Annotated in this window: 16 protein-coding genes and 1 pseudogene; 4 read left to right on the forward strand and 13 right to left on the reverse strand. The window is 52.0% G+C overall.

The window, feature by feature from the left end:
* The first annotated feature begins 130 nt into the window (after nucleotides 1-130).
* The 3 genes from E9954_RS12885 to E9954_RS33025 all read left to right on the forward strand — a co-directional run bounded on the left by E9954_RS12885 (nucleotide 131) and on the right by E9954_RS33025 (nucleotide 1792).
* The gene (locus E9954_RS12885; RefSeq protein ID WP_136079570.1) at nucleotides 131-322 is read left to right on the forward strand and encodes a hypothetical protein; all 192 of its coding nucleotides are present in this window, start codon (nucleotides 131-133) and stop codon (nucleotides 320-322) included.
* A 346-nt stretch (nucleotides 323-668) separates the two neighbouring features.
* Nucleotides 669-1046: a hypothetical protein gene (locus tag E9954_RS33020; RefSeq protein ID WP_222847169.1), complete on the forward strand. Its 378-nt coding sequence runs from the start codon at nucleotides 669-671 to the stop codon at nucleotides 1044-1046.
* Nucleotides 1047-1258: 212 nt separating this feature from the next.
* The gene (locus E9954_RS33025) at nucleotides 1259-1792 is read left to right on the forward strand and encodes a transposase (protein ID WP_222847170.1); all 534 of its coding nucleotides are present in this window, start codon (nucleotides 1259-1261) and stop codon (nucleotides 1790-1792) included.
* Nucleotides 1793-2533: 741 nt separating this feature from the next.
* On the opposite strand, the gene E9954_RS12900 is transcribed toward E9954_RS33025, so the two are convergent.
* Nucleotides 2534-3943: a sulfatase-like hydrolase/transferase gene (locus tag E9954_RS12900; protein ID WP_136079571.1), complete on the reverse strand. Its 1410-nt coding sequence runs from the start codon at nucleotides 3941-3943 to the stop codon at nucleotides 2534-2536.
* A gap of 44 nt (nucleotides 3944-3987) precedes the next feature.
* Between E9954_RS12900 and E9954_RS12905 the strand changes: the two are divergent.
* Nucleotides 3988-4926, forward strand: a pseudogene (locus E9954_RS12905) (IS1595 family transposase).
* A 212-nt stretch (nucleotides 4927-5138) separates the two neighbouring features.
* Here E9954_RS12905 and E9954_RS12910 read toward each other — a convergent pair.
* From E9954_RS12910 to E9954_RS12955, 12 genes are all read right to left on the reverse strand, one after another.
* Nucleotides 5139-7019: an SHD1 domain-containing protein gene (locus E9954_RS12910; RefSeq protein WP_136079572.1), complete on the reverse strand. Its 1881-nt coding sequence runs from the start codon at nucleotides 7017-7019 to the stop codon at nucleotides 5139-5141.
* A gap of 72 nt (nucleotides 7020-7091) precedes the next feature.
* Nucleotides 7092-7421: a hypothetical protein gene (locus E9954_RS12915; RefSeq protein WP_136079573.1), complete on the reverse strand. Its 330-nt coding sequence runs from the start codon at nucleotides 7419-7421 to the stop codon at nucleotides 7092-7094.
* A gap of 42 nt (nucleotides 7422-7463) precedes the next feature.
* Nucleotides 7464-8246: a DUF1961 family protein gene (locus tag E9954_RS12920; RefSeq protein ID WP_136079574.1), complete on the reverse strand. Its 783-nt coding sequence runs from the start codon at nucleotides 8244-8246 to the stop codon at nucleotides 7464-7466.
* Between the two features lie 9 nt (nucleotides 8247-8255).
* The gene (locus E9954_RS12925; RefSeq protein ID WP_222847171.1) at nucleotides 8256-9704 is read right to left on the reverse strand and encodes a sulfatase; all 1449 of its coding nucleotides are present in this window, start codon (nucleotides 9702-9704) and stop codon (nucleotides 8256-8258) included.
* Between the two features lie 275 nt (nucleotides 9705-9979).
* Complete coding sequence (locus tag E9954_RS32470; protein ID WP_168442216.1) at nucleotides 9980-10156, reverse strand: hypothetical protein; 177 nt, start codon at nucleotides 10154-10156, stop codon at nucleotides 9980-9982.
* A 47-nt stretch (nucleotides 10157-10203) separates the two neighbouring features.
* Entirely contained in the window at nucleotides 10204-11973 is a 1770-nt protein-coding gene (locus E9954_RS12930) for a sodium:solute symporter family transporter (RefSeq protein WP_168442217.1), read from the reverse strand.
* Between the two features lie 30 nt (nucleotides 11974-12003).
* Nucleotides 12004-12141, reverse strand: a complete 138-nt coding sequence (locus tag E9954_RS32475; protein WP_168442218.1) for a hypothetical protein — start codon at nucleotides 12139-12141, stop codon at nucleotides 12004-12006.
* Between the two features lie 36 nt (nucleotides 12142-12177).
* Nucleotides 12178-13839, reverse strand: coding sequence for a sulfatase family protein (locus tag E9954_RS12935; RefSeq protein WP_136079576.1), 1662 nt, complete (start codon nucleotides 13837-13839; stop codon nucleotides 12178-12180).
* A gap of 306 nt (nucleotides 13840-14145) precedes the next feature.
* Nucleotides 14146-16221, reverse strand: a complete 2076-nt coding sequence (locus E9954_RS12940) for a DUF2264 domain-containing protein (RefSeq protein WP_136079577.1) — start codon at nucleotides 16219-16221, stop codon at nucleotides 14146-14148.
* A 139-nt stretch (nucleotides 16222-16360) separates the two neighbouring features.
* Nucleotides 16361-16963, reverse strand: a complete 603-nt coding sequence (locus E9954_RS12945) for a DOMON domain-containing protein (protein ID WP_136079578.1) — start codon at nucleotides 16961-16963, stop codon at nucleotides 16361-16363.
* A complete protein-coding gene (locus E9954_RS12950) occupies nucleotides 16947-19919 on the reverse strand; it encodes a chondroitinase family polysaccharide lyase (protein WP_168442219.1) in 2973 nt (990 codons plus the stop codon). Before E9954_RS12950 ends, E9954_RS12945 begins: the two co-directional genes overlap by 17 nt.
* The gene (locus E9954_RS12955) at nucleotides 19883-21340 is read right to left on the reverse strand and encodes a sulfatase family protein (protein WP_168442220.1); all 1458 of its coding nucleotides are present in this window, start codon (nucleotides 21338-21340) and stop codon (nucleotides 19883-19885) included. The genes E9954_RS12950 and E9954_RS12955 overlap by 37 nt, the downstream gene beginning before the upstream one ends.
* Nucleotides 21341-21467 lie beyond the last annotated feature (127 nt).

A 21467-nucleotide genomic window follows, 5' to 3' on the forward strand; every position in this document is an offset into this window, starting at 1 on the left:
TAACTTTGTGGAGAACGGAGAGCCATCGGAGAATATGCCGCTATGCGGCGGTGTTAAGTAGCAAGTTTTAGGTGTTAAGTGGGGATGGAGAATCCGGAAAAGCCGTTTTATTGGGAAACATAGGCGTAAAATGAAAAAGGCGAATCCGCAAGGAGTTCGCCGTATGAAAAGTTGGTCGGGGCAGTTGGATGGCAATGTGAACCGTTTCTCCGCCCGTTTTATAAATCAGGTATCCTTGCTGGATGGCAATGTGAAAAGCGAAAGTTTGTTTCGCACCCCTATCGGTACCGAGCTGGATGGCAATGTGAACTTTTTCGCATAAAGTTCGTAATCCGATCAGGTAGTCCTGAAATTCGTGGCGAACTTAAGCCCTCCGAAAACCCCAGTTGGAACGCGACGAATTCGAGCCAATTTTCGTCAACAATTTCTCGCTTTGGGGTGGCTCGACATCCTCCACTTCGGTAGATTTCCAAACTCCTTGATTTCATAGGGGTGCGGAAAGGTATCGCCTCCCGCAAATGATTTAACAGCAGAAGGTTTTGAGGTTTCTTATTTTGGAGAAGGCAGACGGTAGTTCCTGGTTTTTGCAGGTGGTTTTCATTCTTGTTTCGCGGTTTTTCATGCCGCGGTACGACGCGCGTCTTCAGATATTGAAGTACCAGATCCAAATGCTTTGTGATCGGATTGATGACCCTCGACTCATTACGAAGGAAGAGGAGCGGGCGGAGTTGATGCGGTTGGGGGCATTGATCGACCATGACATCTCCGATGTCATGTTGGTTGTGAAACCAAAGACCTACCGTGGCTGGCTTCGGAAAAAGGCGGGCAAGAAACCTAAGCGAAAAGGCGGACGTCCGGAAACGGATGAGGGAATCATCCAATTGATTATTAGACTCGCCACCGAAAACCTTGGATGGGGATATAAGCGAATCTTTGGAGAACTGAACATTACGGCTTGCGAAGCAAACGGAAAGCAAACCTATGGTTTGTCCCGAAGGGATGCCACTGCGAAGCAGGGCACAACTTGGGCATTAAGATCGGCCTGACAACAATCCGCGACATTATGAAACGCAACGGCCTCAACCCGGTTCCGGATAAGGCTATGAAGAACCCGGACAGCACATAGTCGAAATTCATCAAATCCCATATTGAAACGCTCGTCGCGATCGACTTTTTCTCCAAGCCGGTTTACACGTTCAAGGGAAAAATCGATGCCTACGTACTTGTGTTTATCCACCTGGGAAGTCGGAAGGTTTTCATGAGCCTCCCGACTATTCATCCATGTGATGAGTGGGTTCTTCAGCAGGCTCGTAATGCCACCATGTGGTTGGACGATATCGGCGTTAAGGCGACCGGATTGATTCGTGATCGCGACACAAAATTTACGACACGTTTCGATGTCATTTGGAAAAGCGAAGGTGCGAAAGTCCATAAGACTCCGGTGCGCTCGCCTATGGCAAATTCTTTCGCAGAATGCTATATTGGTAAAATTAAATCTGAATATTTGAATCTCTTTTATTGCTTTAGCCTGGATCATCTTGATTACATTAATCGAGAATGGTTGAAGTACTACCACAACCAACGTCCTCATCAGGGAATTGACATTAATAACAACGTTCTTGATGTTGATTTCAAACCGACCGATCAGGGCGAAGTCAAACGGGAACAACGACTCGCGGAGTCATTTCGTGGTACTACCGCGACGCTGCGTAGTTCCCTGAACACAATCATTAGAAAAAGTCCCCTCCCCGTTCAGACTGAACGGAGGATTCACCGTGCCTTGATTGCGTAAATTTGACTGTTTTACCGACTTTCATCTACTTGATTTACTACCTTCGCCTCTCCAACCGATATAATTTTAGGTCAAAACCAATCGATTCTAACTGATTTCATTACTCAAAACCGCTGTGACTAATTTCCGGACAGGTCACTTTCATACTATAATCACCATCGACCTCATCAAGGAACAGACATCGGAAACAAAGTCCTGGATGCAAATTTCAGACCTACTTCTTCCGGCGAAGTTAAACGCGAAGAACGACTCGGCGGCATAATCTCTTGGTATTACCGAGAAGCCGCTTAGTTCCACGTTCCTCATCATTAGCAAGACTCCCCTTTCCGTTCTGACTGAACGGAAAGTTCAACGCGCCCTGACTCCGTAAATTTGATTATTTTTCCAACTTTCATCCGTAGACTTTACTATTTTTCGGTCATTCACCGATTCAATTCTTGCTCCAAACTACTTCATTTCATCCGATCTCATTGCTCTAACTTGCTGTGACTAATATTCAGACAGTGCATTCGTAGTCCTACCATTGCCAACATCAAAACCCACCTCCCCATTCAAACTGAACGGTTGTTTTCGTGCGCCTTGATTTCAGCGATTTTTCTTTCTGGTTTCCCATCGTTTCGTGTTGCTAACTTTTCCGTTCCGTTTCCCAGATTTTCAGCTCAATATCGCTCGTTTCGCATCTGTTTTTATTATCGATTTTAGTGCGATACTTTTCCGCACCCATCATAATTTCCGAACAGGTCAGCCATAGTTAATCCGATCCTCAAACATGCGTTCGCGATACCAAGGGTCATTTGACTCTTTCAGCCAGCGGCCCAGTTCACCAAGGATAAAGTCCGCATCGGCTTGGGGAATGTCCGCAACGGCGAGCGAGTTCATTTGATACGGATCCTTTTCATTGTCGAAAAGTAACTGCTCTCCTGCATCATCGATCTGGAACGTATAACGATCAGTGCGTACGCCTTTAAACTTGTTGTTGTAGCCGAGAAACAGAGCCGATTTTGGTTTGGGCTGTGTCGACCAGACGCCCGTAATGATTTCGTGCGAATAGTTTTTCCCCTCCACCGTTTCGGGAATCCGGCTCTTCAGCCCCATCATACCGAGCATCGTCGGCATGATATCAACCGGTCCTAACATCAGATCCTCTAGCCGGTGTTTTGTGAGACCCGGATATTTAATCATGAAAGGCACACAGAACGACTCTTCATAAATGACCAGCTTGCCGAACTTATTATGGCTACCCATCATTTCGCCGTGATCGGCTGTGAACACCACAATCGTATTGTCGGCCTCACCAGAGGCTTCCAGCGCTTGAAGAACTCGGCCGAACTGTTTATCCACACCTGTGACATTGGCCAAATAGAACGGCATACTTTTTTTTGCTCTGGCGAGATTCTCTGCATCCGACTCAGCAATATTCGGACGGTTCAGCAACTCGTCCGAAGAATTGTCTTTATAGTGCTCACGATAGGCCATCTCATCGCAATCCTTCTCGGAGCCGTACGGGCTATGCGGCGGATTGGGTGCCCAGATCGCGCAGAATGGTTTTGAGGTGTCGCGTTTGCCCTTTGTATTTTTAAGGTAGTCAATCAGCACATCGGCTTCGAGCAACGGAGAATAGATTTTAGGGCGATGCTGCTCGCCATCCTTCTTCCCATCGATGCGCAACGGATCGTTGGAATAGACGCGAGGATCCTTATGCACATCTTTCACACAGGTGAACCAATAATCGTTGCCATGTCGTCCGCGCCCTGGCGGAATGTAGGTATCATATGGATTAAACCGATTTCCGCCCGGAGCGGAGGTCGAGCCAACATAGTTCTCGTTAATATCAAACAGCGCATCATTGCGCTCCCAATGGGTCTTGCCCACATAGGCTGTTTCATAACCCGCCGAACAAAGCACATCCGTGAAGCATTGGATGTCGTGCCGCAAACTGTCCTGCCGGGTCTCGTGGCAGTTATTAACGACTCCATTTTGCCAGGGATACATGCCCGACATCAGCATGGCGCGGTATGGACTGCAGACCGGGCATGTGCTTACGGCTTGCGTAAAGACAATGCTCTCTTCGGCCAGCTTATCGAGTGCAGGGGTAACGACCGGATCGGTCTTGGTGCGCAGGACATTCTTATATTTATCCTTTAGGGGTATTCACTTCGATGGACTAGACCCACATGTTGTGGTACACACGTTTCATGGAAGCGTATCCAAAGGATCTGGAAGAATTGGAACTGAACTTTTCAAGTGAAGAAGCATGTCGCGACTATCTTGCATCATTGCGATGGCCGAACGGCTTCCTTTGCCCGGCCTGTGGCCATGGGGAGTCGTGGCGACTGTCAGACGGCCTTTTCAAGTGCAAGACGTGCAGTCGTTAAACATCTGTAACCTCGGGTACGATCTTTGAGGGCACCCGCAAACCGCTGGCGTCCTGGTTCAGGGCGATCTGGTGGGTGACAAGCCAGAAGAACGGAGCCAGCGCCTTGGGACTGATGCGCGTTCTCGGCCTCGGAAGCTACAAGACCGCATGGACGTGGCTGCACAAGCTCCGCCGGGCGATGGTACGTCCGGGACGGGAAAGACTGGCCGGAACCGTGCAGGTGGATGAAACCTTCATAGGCGGCACAAGGCCCGGGAAACGGGGGCGCGGAGCCGAAGGCAAGACCCTTGTGCTGATCGTGGCGCAGGAGAATGGTAAGGCCGTCGGTCGCATTCGCCTTGTAAAAATACCCGATGCCTCATCCAAAAGCCTTGAAGGGGCCATCCGAGAAACGGTTGATCCGGGTACGCAGGTGAAGACGGACGGGTGGAAGGGGTACAATGGTTTGGGAGCTTTGGGCTACGACCATAAAGTCGTTCGGAAATCCGAGGATGTTGGCGCGAACCTGCTCCCCCTTTGCCATCGAGTCGCCAGTTTGCTTAAGCGGTGGCTTGGCGGAACACATCAGGGCGCAGTAAGTCACGAGCATTTGGCATACTATCTCGACGAATACACGTTCCGCTTCAACCGGCGCACTTCCCGCTCGCGGGGAATGCTGCTTTACCGTCTGCTACAAAATGCAGTCGCTATGGAACCCGTTCGGTTCAAGGAAATATCCCTGTCGGTCAGGGGAAGAAACCACAAGATACAGACTTAGTCCAGCGAAGTGAATACCCCTATTATCCTTTTGCCAGAACCCCATCGCCTCGCGACGCATTTGGTCGGGAAAGACAAAGAGCAGGTTGGGCTGTTTTGTTTTTTTTGCAGCATGTGTGCTGTTTCCCAACATGGCCAAACCAACACCAACGGTTTTTAAATAATCACGACGTTCCATAACCATTCCTTATTATTATACAATTACCAAATACGTTAAAACCAATCGGGACGATCGGCGGGACCGGGACGCGGCGGACCAACGCGATTTAACTCCTTGTCGAAGTGTTTTCCAACAGGGATTTTTATCAGCTTATCCAAATCTTCGAACAACCACTCGTGCGAAGTTTTATGCTGGATGATTCTACCGCGTTCATCGGTAAGGGTAACCAGAAAGCCTCCATATTTTGTTCCGCGCAAGGGAGCAGAAGCACGCACGGCAACTTGCCCGATCCGCACTTCTTCACCTGAGAAAGAATGGGTTTCCTTGTTTTCGGGCGATGGTACAAACGAACTGGCCTGGTGATCCACCAGCTTATAGTTATCGCCATCTACCTCCTCGGCAAAGGCATAATAATCGACGGACAGTTCGTACTTGTAAACGCTTGTACCTTTTTTCCGAACACTTGCTTCAAAGATAAAATCGAACATCTGATAAGGTCGTTCCCCAGCGTTAAGTGGAGATTGTGCGGGAGGCATGACCTGTTCGGTTGTCTTGGAAAATTTAATATCAAAGTCGGGCGGGTCGGCGAGACCGATAAAGGTTCGGTCCTCCGAAGAAAGCTGCTCCACCGGCACTTTCACCTGCTTGCCTTTTGAATTACTGAGCAATGCCTGCCCGGCAACACGCGCCACAAACTTACCCTCAATGGTTTTTCCGGAGGAACTCGTCCAGATGCGCATTCCGTTATTGGATTCCGAAACCTCTTCCAGTTCCGGCTCCAAAGGCGATGAACCAGCGGCGCTGTTCGCTACTTGCTTTGGTGCATAATCACGAAAAACCGGACCGTTTGTGACGGTTGCATCTCCGGGGTAGAGGTCGCTATGGATTTTGTCCACAAGATCCTCCGAAAGCGTTTCCGTTTTAAAGATCGGCAATGTTGGCCCGTTAAGCATGTCATTCCGTGGATACTCCACCCCCTCGACTTCGACACAGAGCATGGCCTGAAACAGCCCTCCGGGAGTCTCACCAATCAACACTTCCATCGGAAGTGCTTCTCCGGCCTTTAGCTCAATCCAGTCGCCGACCACGGAATAGTGATCGCCCAGCCAATACTTCCGGGAATCATTGTCGTTGCTGTCCCAGATCGATGTAAATATTTGTGCATCTTCACTTGGATAGTTGGCGATGAGCACCTCTTTTCCATCCACCCGAATAGCCATGATGTCGTCGCCCAAGCCCCAGAACCGGAACTTGATATCTTCATAATGAACCAGTTGCCCCTTGTAGTGCGCTGCCCAGAGATAGCCGATCGTGTCCTCTTCACCAAACGCAGCCGGGGCCAATGAAGAATGAACCGGAGGAACTGCAAACGCGGTGGCGTAGAGCTTTCGGGGAGAGCGGTAGTAACGGGCAAGCTGAGACGTTTTCCACCCTTTGCGAATAAACTCCTTGAGTTCCTGAACAAAACCCTCGCGACCCGTTGGAACAGGACTCCCCCGGCGATCGCGCTTGAAATCATAAAAGGTGCCTTTGAAGTCATTGCCGATGGTTTGACCGCCGCCGAACAACGTGACCTGTTCGAGATCCGGTATGATTTCAAACCCGCCAATGCCGCCGACGATCCCATCTGTCATGCCGCTCATTTCCGGCAATTGAATATCGGGCATGCTGGCACGTTTTACCTTGGTGACAATTCGCGTCGTCGACTTGGGTTTCGCGGTTTTCTTAACTTTCACCTTCGGTTTCTTGAGCTTCATTTTTGGCCGCTCAACCGGCTTCGGTGGAACAAATTTTTTCTCCTCCTTCTGATGAACCGTGAAAACCACCAACATGCCGGCCAGCAAGAAGGCGGCGGCATGAACCATCAGGCTGATCACAAAACCGCTTGGCGCACCCTTGACCACTCCCTTTGTCTTTTTGATCAATCTTTTCATCGGTTAAATCCCTTCACATACGTGACTAGGGTATAATCTTTGCACAGCATAAAAACATGCCCTCGGGTGGTTTCATCTGATGTAACAATAATCCAAACGGGTTAAAATGACACTGATATATTGCGCAATCCAGACCGATGATTTGCGTAACCGAAGGGTCTCATTTAATTGGAATTCGACAAACAGGCTATGGAGCCAGCTTAACGTCACCTTGTAGAAACCTGCACTTTCAGCAACGTGCGTTGTGTCGGTATAGCTGGTTTGCGGAGACCGTATGCCGCTTTGCAGATTGGTGAATAAATCGGCCAACGTCCCCACAGTGCCAGATGCCACACGAACGATTTGAGACGGTATTCCAGAAATTAACAAAGCCGGCAGAATCCATGCTATTGATTGCGGCATAAAACGCCTCCGAATGAAGGGGTCGTATCCCACAATGGAACGTCATTTTTTGGTGTATATTTTGATATTTTTATAGCAACTACTTCGCGCCCACATATGGCGGAAGCCGATTCGGCCTTCGGTGACCGGCGGAAAGGAAGAGCAATCCCAGTCGAACGAATGAATTTTCCCATCGCGTTCTGCGGAGAAAACCAACCGTCTCCCCTCTTTCACTGCGGTGATATGGCAGGTCTCACTCGGCTGGAACAGATCGATGTTTTCATAGATGGGCTGGATCTGGGTTTCCTTCTGGAAATGCGTTAAATCCGCCGCTGGATATCGGCGTGCCGCGACATAGTGCGAGCGCTTCGGCCCGGTGGTGGAATAGGAAATATGCAACGTATTCATGTTTAGAAAATAAGATTTCATCCACGGCACTTCGCGTTGCTGAGTCGACTTAAAAATATCGTTTGGCAGTTCCTCAGCACCCAACCCCGTCGCTTGGACATAGAGAATGTTAACCGCCGTTTCATTGGTCATCGAATCAAGTCGGGTGTAATCGTATTCAATTTTGATATCACCCGAAAAACTTTGCTTCGTCCACAACACGGCGTGGCTCGCTTGCTCCAACGGCACCGGGCCCGAAGAAAAGGTCATCCCCGTTTCGCCATTCACTACGCTAGCCTTAGCGCCTTCAAGAAACCAACCTTCCTGCCATTTCTCAGAACCGGAATCGCTAAACGCGAGTTTCCATTCGGAGGAAGCTGATGAGGCACAACCGGACAACAACAGCACTGTCAGAATACTAATTCCAGCCAGTTTCCATTTTACATCGTGAACGAACATAGCAGCATCCTATTTTTGAACTTCAGGAGATTTTCCGGTAAAATAATCGTTGCAGCGCAGATAGGTATGCTGCGACCAAGGTGTATTTATCTTCGGGAGCGATTTAGCCAACTCCTTTTTAATTTCCTCGTACTCCAAATTATCTGCAAGATTCTTCCACTCATTGGGATCCTTCAGGCAATCATATAGTTCCTCGCTGCCATCCTCATAGCGGATATAACGATAGCGCTGCGACCGCACGGCGTGGTTGTTTTCGCCATAGGTGGTTATGGCATTGTGATTCCATTTTGCCTTCGGATCACGCATCAGGGGAACCAGACTAACCCCCTCGTTCTTTGGATTTGCCGGTAGGCCGCACAACTCCAGCAACGTAGGATATAGATCCATCAGCGAAGCAGGCCCATCCGTCGATTGTCCGCCCTTAAATTCAGGCGCCGTAAAGATCATTGGCATACGGGTCGCCCGTTCCCAAAGCGACTGTTTGGCAAACCGGTTCTTTTCGCCCAAATGATAGCCGTGGTCCGACCAGAGCACGACCACCGTATTTTCCGCATACCCGCTGCGCTCCAATTCATCGAGCACCATGCCCACGCAATGATCAACCATCGACACGGTGGCAAGGTAAGCCTGAACAATGTGCTTCCACTCCCCACTTTCTTTTGCCCAGTCCGCCGTTGGCATATGTAGCATCTCGGCAATTTTACGAGCCATTGGAGGTACATCGTCCTGATCGCCCTTCAGATAGGGCGGTGTTTCTATTTCTTCAAGGGGGTGCAAATCGAACCATTTCTGCGGCGCATACCACGGTACATGCGGCAGCACAAAACCAACCGCCATAAAAAAGGGTTCATCATGCTTTTGTTTCAAACGTTCAACCGCCCATTCTGCCGTTTTAAAGTCCGGCAGGTCTTCATCGCGTTCGGGATAAACACCCCAGTCCGTGCCTGTTCCTATTGTATCCCACGTAAAGCGCTTCTCCGGCTTGGGCCCAAAACGTGGTGCCTCGCGTGTGCCATCAAATTCCTGAAAGGCTCCTTCCGGCGCCCAGTGGTGGAAGATCTTACCTTTACCCATGGTTTTATAACCGTTGTTTTCAAACCAGTTGCTCAGATAAATGCCTTGTCCCGCCGGAGTCTTCTCCAAGTCCTCATCAAAAACATGTGCGTATATTCCGGTCGTCGATGGACGCAATCCACTCATCAGTGCCGTGCGCGACGGCCCGCAATGCGGCGCTGCCGTATGGGCATTCATGAATATAGTACCCTGAGCGGCCAAGCGATCCATGTGAGGGGTTTTTGTATTCGGATGCCCGTCCATGAACCCGACCCAATCATTCAAATCATCAATCGCAATCATTAATACATTGGGTTTTGAATTCACTTTCATGGACGATCCCGCCCAAGCGGGGATTGCCAATAAACCAACACAACTAATCAATCCAATATAGTTCATCATCATTCCTTAGTTGCCCTATTCTACTTTCGTTAAAATCAACTTCCGTACTTTAACAGACGCCGAACGGAAATCATCCTTCAATCCAAATACCAGTGAACACTCCGGTGAATACATGGTTACTTTACCCAGTCGTTTAATTTTAAATTCTCCGCCCGTGTAACATCAAACACCTTCCAGTCGACCGTTGGAATCGATTTTTCACCTCTGTGGTAACCCGCATAGGAAAAGTCAGCCAACTCCGGTTCTTCTCCCGACTGCCGCGCCCCCCTGAACTGCTTCTAAAGGCTGGATATATTCGACGGATCCTCCGGCATAGATTCCTTCGCACCAACATCCGGGGCTTCCTCAACCGTGGCGAGCATGGGAGCCTTTTCCCCGACGCGCGGTGAAGGAACCTCATCCGTACAGCCGTATAAGCCGAGTGCGATAATAAAACAACTCACGATTCTGTTCATCGGCTCCCTCTGCAACCGTTTCTGGCCAGCATTCTTCGTCAACAAGCCTAGCTCTCTGCTTTGATTTTCTTTCGGTAAATGGAGAGCAGGATTCCGCCGACGCCAGCCACCGCACCCCCACAATAGATAAAGACCATCCGTTCGCTGAAGCTGTTGGGAATAAGGAAGCCGCACATCAGCAAACTGCCCAGAATCAGGTTGAGCGATCCCACAATATGGTACTGGGTGGCATCGCTGTTTTCAGAGTGCTCTGCCACATGGTCGATCGGGGTGCGCATGTCCGAGAACAGCGCTTCGATCGATTCCTTGTGCTCGGGCGTTACACGCTTGTAGAACAACGACGTAAAGAAGAACCAGGAAATGCTGCAAACCAGCGTGACCGCCGTAATCACCATGAAGGTAACGTCCCCGCTTTCGAGGGAGTTCATTGGGCGGTCGCCAAATCCAAATACATATTTTCCGGCGGCATCGGTCGAGACATAGGTCTTGGTGAGAAAGGCTGCGGCGAAGCCAACAATGACCGTACTCCACCCGGTCCAGACCGGGGTCTTTTTGTAGACGAAGCCAAATACGGCCGGCACCACCATCGGCGGGATGACCAACGAGAAGACCAGGTTGGAAAATTCGAACAGCCCGATCGTGCGGTTATTCGCCAGCGTGGTTGCAAGGGTGATCAGTACGACTGCAAGAATAACGGTGAAGACGCGTCCCATCAGCAATTGCTCCTTTTCATCGGCATCCGGACGGATAAATTCCTTATAGAAGTTCTTCACACAGAATCCGGCATTGCGGTTCAAGGCGGTATCCATGCTCGAGATCGATGCCGCGAACATGGCACAGACAATCAGCCCCACCATGCCGCGCGGCAAGACGTGCGCGGCAATGGCCATATAGGCCCCCTCGGTCGGGTTTTCCATCTTCGGGAAAAGCTCCGACAGATCCGGATAAACAAACGAACACACCATCACCGGAACAAATGCAATGATCGGCACAAGAAAGTATCCACACGTAAGCATGGCTGCCGATTTCCTGGCCTCGCGCCCGTCCTTGACGGAAAGAAACTTGGCTCCTTCCTGCGAAAGATCGGAGGCCTGCATGATGCGCATGACCATGCTCAGCAGGAGAAACGCGATCCAGATACTGGGCGATTCCACCGACGAAAAATTGGTAAAACCTTCCGGAATCTGTTCCATGAATCCATCAACGCCACCGACCGACGGCAAGGTGATGGACCGAATCAGCACCGTCGTTGCACCGACAATGATAATGGTCATCTGAACAAAGTCGGAGGCAATAACCGACCAGGCGCCCGCGCCGAGAGAAACGCAGGTTACTACAATCCCGAGAATCAGAATGCACAGGTTAAGCGGCACGCCGACCGCCGCGCTCATGAAGATGGAAACGGTCATCAGCCACATCGCGCCAATCATCATGTTGGCCGGAATCTGAACCCAGATCCAGAACTGCTCGGTAAAGCGGCCGTAGCGTCGCTTGATTCCATCGGCCACGGTGATGATGCGCATCTGGCGGTAGCGATTGGCCAGAAAGAAAAAGATAATCAAATAGGCCGGCACCCACAGCCAATAGAGAACGATCATGAAAAACCCCATATCGTAAACCCGGGTCGCCGCCGCCGTGAAGGTCCAGGCCGACAGCCCCGAAGCAAGGCCCGACATACCCGTCATCCACCACAGCATATTGCCGCCGCCGCGGAAAAAGTCGGACGAGTTTTTGGCCACCTTGCGGCACACCATTCCGATCGACATCGTAAATAGCAGATACAGTGCGATAACGAGATAATCCCAATTTCCTAACATAATGAGCACTTCCTTTTTATACATTAAAAATCAATCGAGGGGAACGGCCACCTGTTTCCCCGGCGTGAAGCCGTTGGCGAAATCGCCGGGCTCCAGCTCGCGGGCAAAGTTCCAGATGCCATTCAATTCAAAGAGATCGCGGGTGCGGGTACGTTGGGGGTAGATCATGGTTAAATCCTTTCATGAGTCGTGATTAATCAAAATTTATTCAGGTTCAACCACCTTGGGTTTTCTTTTCGGATATTTTCCAGAGTTTGGAACGAGCTCTTCCCAGCGCTTGCGATCCCAGCCATGCGGAGGTGGCAGCGTTTCGGCATATTGGTTGTAGCTCGCCTTCATGCGCTCCGCGACTTCCGGATTCGTTGCATATAAATCGTTCTGTTCCAACGGATCGCCTTTCATGTTGTAGAGCGAAAAGAACGCTTCGCGCCCATCAGGAAACTCCTGCTCCAACTCGGGATCAAGCGTGCCTACATAGCGCAGGATATAGTCGCCTTCAACGATTGCCCATGCGCCATGCCACAGGTCGCGTTTTTGTTGCGCATTAACAAGCGTCTTCTTGCCTGCAAAACCCCAGGCCGGAGCATGGATACCGGCAAAGTAGAGTTGCTTATGCTGAACCAACTCTTTTCCTTCAATGATTGGAAGAAGACTGCGCCCATCGATGTTGTCCGGGATATCTGCACCGGCGGCATCAAGTGCAGTCGGCATCACATCCATCAATGAAACGGCTTGCTCAACGTGGATCGGCTTTTTGATTTTGTCCGGCCAAATCATCATGAGCGGCACGCGCGTGCCGCCGAGATAATATTGCCCTTTGTGTCCGCGATACTGACCGTTGCCGGGAACGAGGCTGAGATCACCGTCGCCCACCTTGCAGGTGGCACCATTGTCGGACATGAAGAACAGAATGGTGTTATCCCACTCGCCGCGTTCCTTAAGCATATCGACAATGCGTTTAATCGACTGGTCGACGCCGTAGATATGGGAATAAAACCGGTCGATCGATTGGTAGCCGGTGTTGAATCGCTTCGCATAATTGGCGGGCGCATCGACGTCTAATGGAATATGCACGGCGTGTAGCGCCAGCTCCATGAAGAACGGCTTGCCTTCGTCCAAACTTAGACCCATGAAATCCATCGCCTGGCGGGTAAACTGGTCGGTGTTGTATTCCGACTGCTTGCCTGTGTATTTTCGGTTTTCCCAAATCAGCTTGGAGTTGTAAAACTCGCACTCCCAGCGATTGTAGAAAAAGGCATAGTCAAAACCGTTGTTGAGCGGATGATCGCGCTCGCAGACTGAGCCCCAGTAACCGGCATCGATCACCTCTTCATCAGAACCTCCATTTGCGAGAATCTTTTCTTGGATGGAGTGGTCGCGGGCACCCACATGCCACTTGCCGACATAACCGGTGTTGTAGTCCACGGCTTGGAAACGATCCACCAGGCAGCGCCCCTTCGGTAAGCCGCACACGTTGATATCAATATTTCGGTACGCCCCCCACTGCGTCGGGTTAGTACCGGTAAGAATCCCTTGGCGCGACGGAGCACACAGACTGCTGGCGGCAAATGCACGGCTAAAGACTGCTCCCTGCTCCGCCAACGTTTCCATAAACGGCATGGCACGACGTGCCGCGTCCAACGCTACTTCCTTATCGTAGGTTTCGCCCAGCCCATCGGTGTAGGCCTTGAAATCAGGGTCGACCTCATCCAATTCAAGCTGCTTAGCCACCGGCGCAAAATGGCCGGTGCCGAAATCATCCAGCACCACAATCAGAATATTCGGTTTATCCGCAGCAGTCTGCAGCGAAAAAGCCAAGACGAATACAGCTGTCAGCTGCATAAACGTGTTTTTACTCAACACCATCAGTAAACCTTCCTTGCGTTAGTCCATACGAATCCAAACCATTGAAAAGATAAACAACCGACGAAATACGAGCAATTCTCATTATGCGCAATCTATCTCCACTATTTGCGCAATAGTTTAATGTTTTTTTAAGGTTTGACCTGTTGCTTGCGGTATTCGGTAGCGCTTTTTCGAGCAGTTTCTGAAAGGCTAACTCGAAGCGCTCGGTGTTGTGGTTTCCCATCGGTCTGAAGGTCGAAGGTTCCGGAAATCCGACTTGCGACCTTAGACCTTCAGACTTTCGACCTTAAGACCGCGACGAAGTCGCTAAATGATTCTTCGCCCGTCGACATTGCCATAGTCGATGAGGTATTCGCGGCCGTCCTTCAGCGCAAGCTTTACACCGCACGCAGTGCCAGAGGGTGCCCACGGCAGGACTTCCATTGTCTGGATGGGATTGAGTTCATCGTCCGTCCAGTCGCCGCCATCGAGGCGATGCAGCAGCACGGTCACAAAAACCTCCATGCCGGAATAGTCCTTTTCGCGGATGCGTTCGGTATAGATCACCGTGCTTTCATCGGCTTCCGGGTTCAGCCCCTTGTGCACTTCCGTTTTAATACTGTCCCAGCCATGTACAGGAATCATGGCCAACTTACGGCCATCGGCAATTGAAGCCATCAGACCAGCGCCCACCTTCTCGAAGATGGCAGCGTTGCCGTTGAGGTGCGGTAATGCAAAGTGGCCAAGCTGCAGTTCGTAGCGGTATGGAACACGCACGCGATCAACCCGGATGATTCCGCTAGGAATTGGAATATCTGCTAGGTCAATGCGTTCGGGGCCACGGCTAACGCCGCCTTTGTTCGGATCGCCCAGGCCGACCGGCTGCGTGTTCTGCAGACGATAGAGAATGCCGTCTTCAATCTTGTTGAATGCATAGTCGAGAGGAATGCGAAAGTCTTGGCCCATATCCTTTTCGCGGATCGAATAGCTGGCCGCGTTGGAACCGCCTGGTGTTTCAGTCTCCAGAGGGAAGTCCGGGTTAAACTGCAATTGATTATAATAGGTTTCATGCAGCTTCACCTTGCCGGTTCTGAGTTCGGTGGTTCCAGTCTTTCCGTGATTGACTACCTGCATGCCGGGTCCTGGGAGTTCGACGGTTTCGGTGCGGTCGCCCAGCTCCGGCCAGAAGCCTTCATTTTCTTCCGCCGTCCAGAAGGGCGAATCCTCGGGAAGTGAAAGCGCCACAAAGCACTTGGCCAGCCAGAACGGGCTGGCAGCGCAACTGTAAAACTGGATCAACGGCTCGAATGGACCATAATAGCCGAGGCATGGCATACCGTTGACGAATAGATCTTCGCGCGATAAAAACTGAAGCATGTTGCCCGAAGCAATGCGCCGCGCAAATCCGGGATCCAGCACCGGGTCGTTTGTCAGGAAATGTGCGCCGAATGCGGTGGAGGCGGCAAAGCGGTAGATGATGCTCCTGCCCCACATGAGCTGTTTGCCGTCGCGCGCAAAGAAGCGCGGCCAGTTAACGATAAACTCCTTATTTCGTTTTTCGATGATCGCGGCCAGTTCGGGCGCGTGTTCATAGCCGTACCATTTGCACCAGAGCGGGCCGTAAAAATGAAAGCCCCATGGATTGTAAAAATCATAGTTGGTGTCGTCGATATACCAGCCGTCGCCGACATAGTTGCTCATGAGATGCTGTAGATGATCGGTCAAGGTCGACTCGTCAATCGCATAGCCATTCACCTTCAGGAAGGTCAGCATCAGCACGTTGAAAAAGCGCCAGTTGTGGCCGATCGTCAGGCTGTGGGCATAGTCCGACAACAGATCTGCAATCTGCTGTTTTTCCGCATCAGAATACCGATCCCAAATCTGCTCGCGCGTCGCCATGAGATTAATGGCCAGTGCGGCACCCTCGACCGTTTGCTGATACTGCATACGGCCATATTCTTTTTGAAAGTCAGAATTGCGTCCCCAGAAGCGCGGGGACTTTGGATCGGTCGCCTGCAAAATCTGATTGGCATAATAATCACGGATATTAATCCCGTTACAGATGGTATCGGGATTATCCACAATCACCGGCCCGGCCGCCATCATGGTACGGGCAATGCCTTCAAATTCCGCCGCCTGGAAACGATGCCTGGGGTCATCGGGCTGGGGATAGCTTATTTTGTTTTGCTTCGGCAGAATGATAGGATCGTCGATATTATTCACATGCTGGAACACCCCTTCGATCAGGAATTTTGCAGCGTCCAGCCAATGCCGGCGTGTCATTCCCGTAAAGGGGCTATTTTCGAAATCCGGATTTTCCACTTTAAACGCATATGGATTCCCATTTAACCAAGTGGAATCCAGTCCATCCACGGTTTCAGAATTTTTTAAATCTAATGACATAGTCTCTCTCCAGAATGATCACATGAACGGTTGCTGGTATAAGACAATCGTATCAGGCTTGATGTCGCAACGAACATTTTGCGCAATGCAAGCAGGTGATTTGCGCAACTATAATTTCAAAGTGTTATATATGTCCGCCTCAGGGAAGCAGCACAAGTCGGCCATATTCATCCGTCAAATGATAATCCGTCGTTGATAGTGCCGGCACCATGGTCAGCTCAGGGTTTAACAGATCTTCGGAGTTATAGTTATAGCGCCCGCATAACACCGTCCATTCTGTTCCATCGCCCCACCCGCTTCCTAATGCCGTGAGCTGTGAAGCGGGAACAAACATGCGCACCTTCCAACCGGTCTCCGTAATTTCAGAAACAACATTTAGTTCCCGATATTCATGATTCTCTAAGGCCTCCTGCGGTGATAAAGGTGTTGGCCATGTCGGGAAAAACAACGTTGATTTGTTTCCAAAGGGCGTCGCATACATTTCCCATTTATGGAGTGCGTTTGTGGGTTTCAGGAAAAGTTCAAATACATCACCGCTTTCATAGTGCAGTTGTTCATCATCCCGGTTGAGAGCAATCAAAGAAGAATCCTCCAGCACCGCATCAAGGTGCAACCCCTGTTTGTCCCAGGCAAACCGAACCGTTCCGCCTTCAACCGGACTGCCATCACGGTCGGTGCTGTAAGCCATGGCAGACGGCGTTCCATACGCTGGATACCGCGCGGCCTCAAGAACAAGACTCATAAAACACCTCCATATAGTTACGGAATAATTCCGGGAGCGCAGGGTTCGAGGCTCTGGAACCGGTCGACTTATTCTGCTGCGCTTCCCGTAACCGTTTCGAAGCATGGTTCTCTTCGAGCTCAACTTTGATGGATGCTCCATCCCTGCATTTCACGGTCAGCAGGGTCGAATCGCCCTCGGCGACCGTCCAGGCCTCGGCAGAGCTTTCCAGCTTCCAGTGACCTTTCAACCGCAGGGTCGTAAACCGAGTCGGCGAAGGGTGCAGCGCATGATGCTTCACCGCTTCAACAAGCTGCTGCAGGTCGGGGTTTGAAACGGCCACTTTCAGGGTATCGCCATCCTGAATCATCACGTGGCACGGATCGGAGACCGACTCCAGCAGGCCGGCATCAACAGCCCCCTTTTCGAAGCAGGCATAGGCTGCGGTTCTGGTTTCGGGATCCGCAACCACATGTGCCTGATTATCCTGCCGCAGGACTTCAAGAACCGGAAAAACCTGCTGGTGGTTAAACAGCGGTACAATCAGATAAGCGTAGGATGCGTCTTTGGGAGCCGGGCCGTGATCAAGCCACGCCTTCGCAAACAGACCTTTCGCATCAGGTTTTGTGCCTGTTTTCCCAATGCCCTGCCGCAGGGAATATTTATTATTGGGCGAAACCTGCTCGCCCACGGTAATGACCGGCTCTGCACCATCGAGTATTTTATAGCCGGTGCCGATCGGATCGACCAGCCACTCACCTTCGTGCCGCACTGCACCGTTGGTGCTGGTGATACCGTTTTGGAACAGGGTGGTATGAACCGGTTCCTCTCCATCCGCCTCAATACCTGAACCGAGGCAGAGCAGTTGTCCGCCGAAACAAAAAACCGACTTACGAGCCTGAAGCCTGTTCGGAAACGCCATTTTTTCCGCGCCCGGATCAATGGTAAACCCATCGCCCTCATTGAGCTTCATGGCCCAGATCCCGTTACCGCCGAGGGTGCAGCCTCCTGCAAAGATTTCTTCTGACTTGAACATGACCACCGGTTCCTCCGGCTCCAGCTCCTCGAAAGGCAGCACCACGGTGGTGCCCCCCGGCGGATGGTTCCAGTCCCAGCCGTCTTCAACATAGCCCGCCGCTTCCTGTGACATGTTCGGCAGAACCTGCACGGTACCATTGGACTGATAGCGACCATAGCGGTTGTCCAGGCCGTAGAGCTCTGAAGCCCAGACATATCGGTTATAGCCCTTGATATTGACCGACCAGTCGGCGCGGCGGTGCACATTGAGCGCGGCATAGGGAAAGGTCCAATGACCGTTCGGCGGTGCCGTGTTGATTTCCACACCCTGAAAAACATGACCGGGCGGATTCCCCCAAAGGCGGACGTAGGCCGAAGCAACCTCCGGATCAATCGGCTGCCTGCCGTCGGGTGTTCCGCTCAGCGCCAGCGCGAGGAAGGCCTCTTTGAGGCTCATGATGCTGCCGCCAAGCGGGTGGCGGCCGGAAAGGCCCAGTCCCCAATAGTGCGGGTTGCTGTAGACCGTCGAAGCCATGATCGCTCGTTTAAAATTGGCGTGACCGGATTCTCCGATGCGGAACGCTGTACCTGAAAGCGCCTTCAGGCTGACGGGTATGCGGTCGAATGCGCCGGTTGCGTAAGCCGGATAGTGCCCCCAATGATGCCATGCCGTTCCATCGGGGCGGAAGCCCTGAGAGTTGGTCATGGCCAGAATGGCGGTCAGGTGATCGGAATAGAGCCGCAGGCAGGCCGCCTGCCACGAAGGATCATCCGCAAGAAAAGCGGACATCATCCGATAGACCGACTGCGTGTTGTAATAGTCGAGATTGGATTCATGCTGTGCGGCATCAAGCATTTCGGCGAAGTTGAGCTGCCAGCGAACCGCATCGCCTATGGCATCAAGCAACCCTTTTTCACGAAGCACATTCTTCATCAGGAAAAAGGACGTCTGCAGTTCGCGGGTGCTGTAGCCGATGTGATGAATCGTTCCCTGCGAACTGCCCGCGCCCCACCCCTGGTCAAGATAGTAGCGCGCGCCGTCAGCGAAAAGCTGCTCTAATTCAGTCTCTCCGGTTGCTCCGTATTCCCGGGCCACCTTGAGCATCCATTGCCCGAAATCGCGCAGGTCGTTGTATTCCGCGTCAATGTAACGGATCGGGGAAACCTGCATACCCATTTTCAGCGGCAGATCGAACAACATCGATGTACGATAATCTTCCGCTCCGGCGGGCGTCAGATCCGTCGTCTCATAGGCCGCGCGCAGGCGCGCTTCAACTGTCTCAAGGTCGGCGAGAATCCCGGCCGTAACCGGCTCCACCTCCATGGAGACGAGTTGTTCAAACGCACCGATTTCCGGGATCCAGTGATCCCACGCCCGCAGGCCGCCCTCTTTAATGAACGGCACTTCAAACCCGGGATACGGGTGACGATCGTCGATATACTGGCTGAAAATGATGTCATCAATCCATAACGGCCCGGCAGACGGCGGCGCAATCATGCGCGCCGATTCCAGCGTATCAAGCATACCGTCCATTTCGGAGAACGGCACCCAGACGGTGCGCCATCCTTGAAAATTCAGATGAAGCTCAAAATGGGTCGTGCCGTTGAACTCCACGCGCAGCTTTTCGTCCACCGGCGAGTCGTTATAAATCGACATCACAAACGTTGGACTGAGCGAAAAATGCGAACCGAATGCTGCACCGCTCTCTTCCGGGGACAACGGACGGATCTTTGAAAACGCCAGCGTACTGCCGCTCCATTTCAACGAAGTTGATCCGAACTGCGAACGGGAGCCGTCCAGCTCAAAACCTTCGCCGGAAACATGCTCCAGGACAGACTTTTCCTCAAAGGAGGTTCCTGCCATTAAACGTTCGGCGTAGCACGGAACCGCGGCCATCAATAAGACTATGCAAATCCACTTCATCACTTCATCAACCGCCTGTATTCTTCCATGCTCCACAGCAGCGGCTCCTGAAGACCGGCAGCCCATTCCCTGTAATCCTTCGTTAAGCGTTCAACCACTTCAGGATGCCGGGCGGACAGTTCAGATCGCGCTCCTGGATCCTCGTCCAGATCAAACAGCTCCGTCGTTCCGGTCACTTCGTTCCGGCGCAGCAACCATTTGCCTTTCTGCACGGCCCACGAGGCCTCGCCGGCCATGAGCGAGCTCCTGGGCAAATCGTCGGAGCGCTCGGAGAGATACTCGTTATAGTCGTGCCAGAATGCCGCATTGACAAAATCCCAGTGCATGATTTCGGGTCCGGCCCAATAAAGGGCTTCGTGCGGCTCGGTGTTGCTTTCGATATGCGGCAGCAGATCCACGCCATCCAGGTTGGGCGGCAGCCCGATGCCCGCCGCGGCCAATGCCGTGGGCAGCACATCCAGGGCGGAAACACGCGGCTCGAACCGTACCGGCTTCAGCCCGGCCGGCCAGTGGGCAATCATCGGCACGTGCATGCCGCCGTGATGGAAACTGCCCTTGTTGCCACGGAACGGCCCGTTCATCGGCTGGGGCGATTCCACCACGGCACCGTTATCGCTGAGGTAGAAGATCAATGTATTTTTCAACTCCCCCTCGGTCTCCAGTGTGGAAACAATTTTTCCGAGCCCGTCGTCGATGGCGGCGATGTAGGCGTAATAGTTGTCAACCTCGCTGTTGCCGGTATCAAAGCGCTGGTATTGTTTGGGGGCCGGATCTTCCAGCGGGATGTGCGGCGCGCTGTAGGCGAGGTAGATAAAGAACGGTTCGCCGCCAGCGTGCTCGATGAAACGTACGGCATCATCGGTAAATTCGTCGGTTAAATATCCCTCGGCCTTGACGTGCTCCGTCCCGCGGAAAAGGCTCGGCGAATTGTAGTAGGTGGTACCGGACGAATTAAATCCGAAATAATGATCGAACCCGCGGTTGATCGGATTGTGCTCAGGTGCGCAACCAGCAATAGCGTTCCTGTGATAATCATGGGTCTGCACCGGCAACGGAGTCTTGATGGTCCTGCCCAGATGCCACTTACCGATCATCGCCGTGCGGTAGCCCGCTTTCTGGAAAAGCTCAGGCAGCATCGTTTCCGAAAGAGGCACGCCCATCTTCGACACGTCCCAGTTGTCGTAGGCGCCAAAACGCTGCTGGTAGCGGCCGGTCATCAGTGCCGCACGGGATGGCCCGCACACCGGCGAGGTCACGTGTGCATTCATGAAGGTAACGCCATTTGCCGCAAGCTTGTTCAGGTGGGGCATGCATGCCTTGGCCGCAACCATCGCCTTCTGTTCGTCGCACGCATAGCGCTCCGTATTTTTTGTCAGAAACAGCATTTCGTCGGGATAGTCGGCCGAATAGACCGGAAGCTGCCCGAAGCCTTGGTCATCAGCCAATACAACAATCACGTTTGGCCGCTCTTTCTGAGCTGCTGTCGAGCACATAGCCGCCAGGAAGCACAGTATACACCGCATGATTAAAGATCTATTGTCCATTTTCTCCCACCCATTCAGTGATTAACATCATGCATCCGCC

Origin of the sequence: Pontiella desulfatans (assembly GCF_900890425.1) — a bacterium.
Taxonomy (GTDB): Bacteria; Verrucomicrobiota; Kiritimatiellia; order Kiritimatiellales; family Pontiellaceae; genus Pontiella; species Pontiella desulfatans.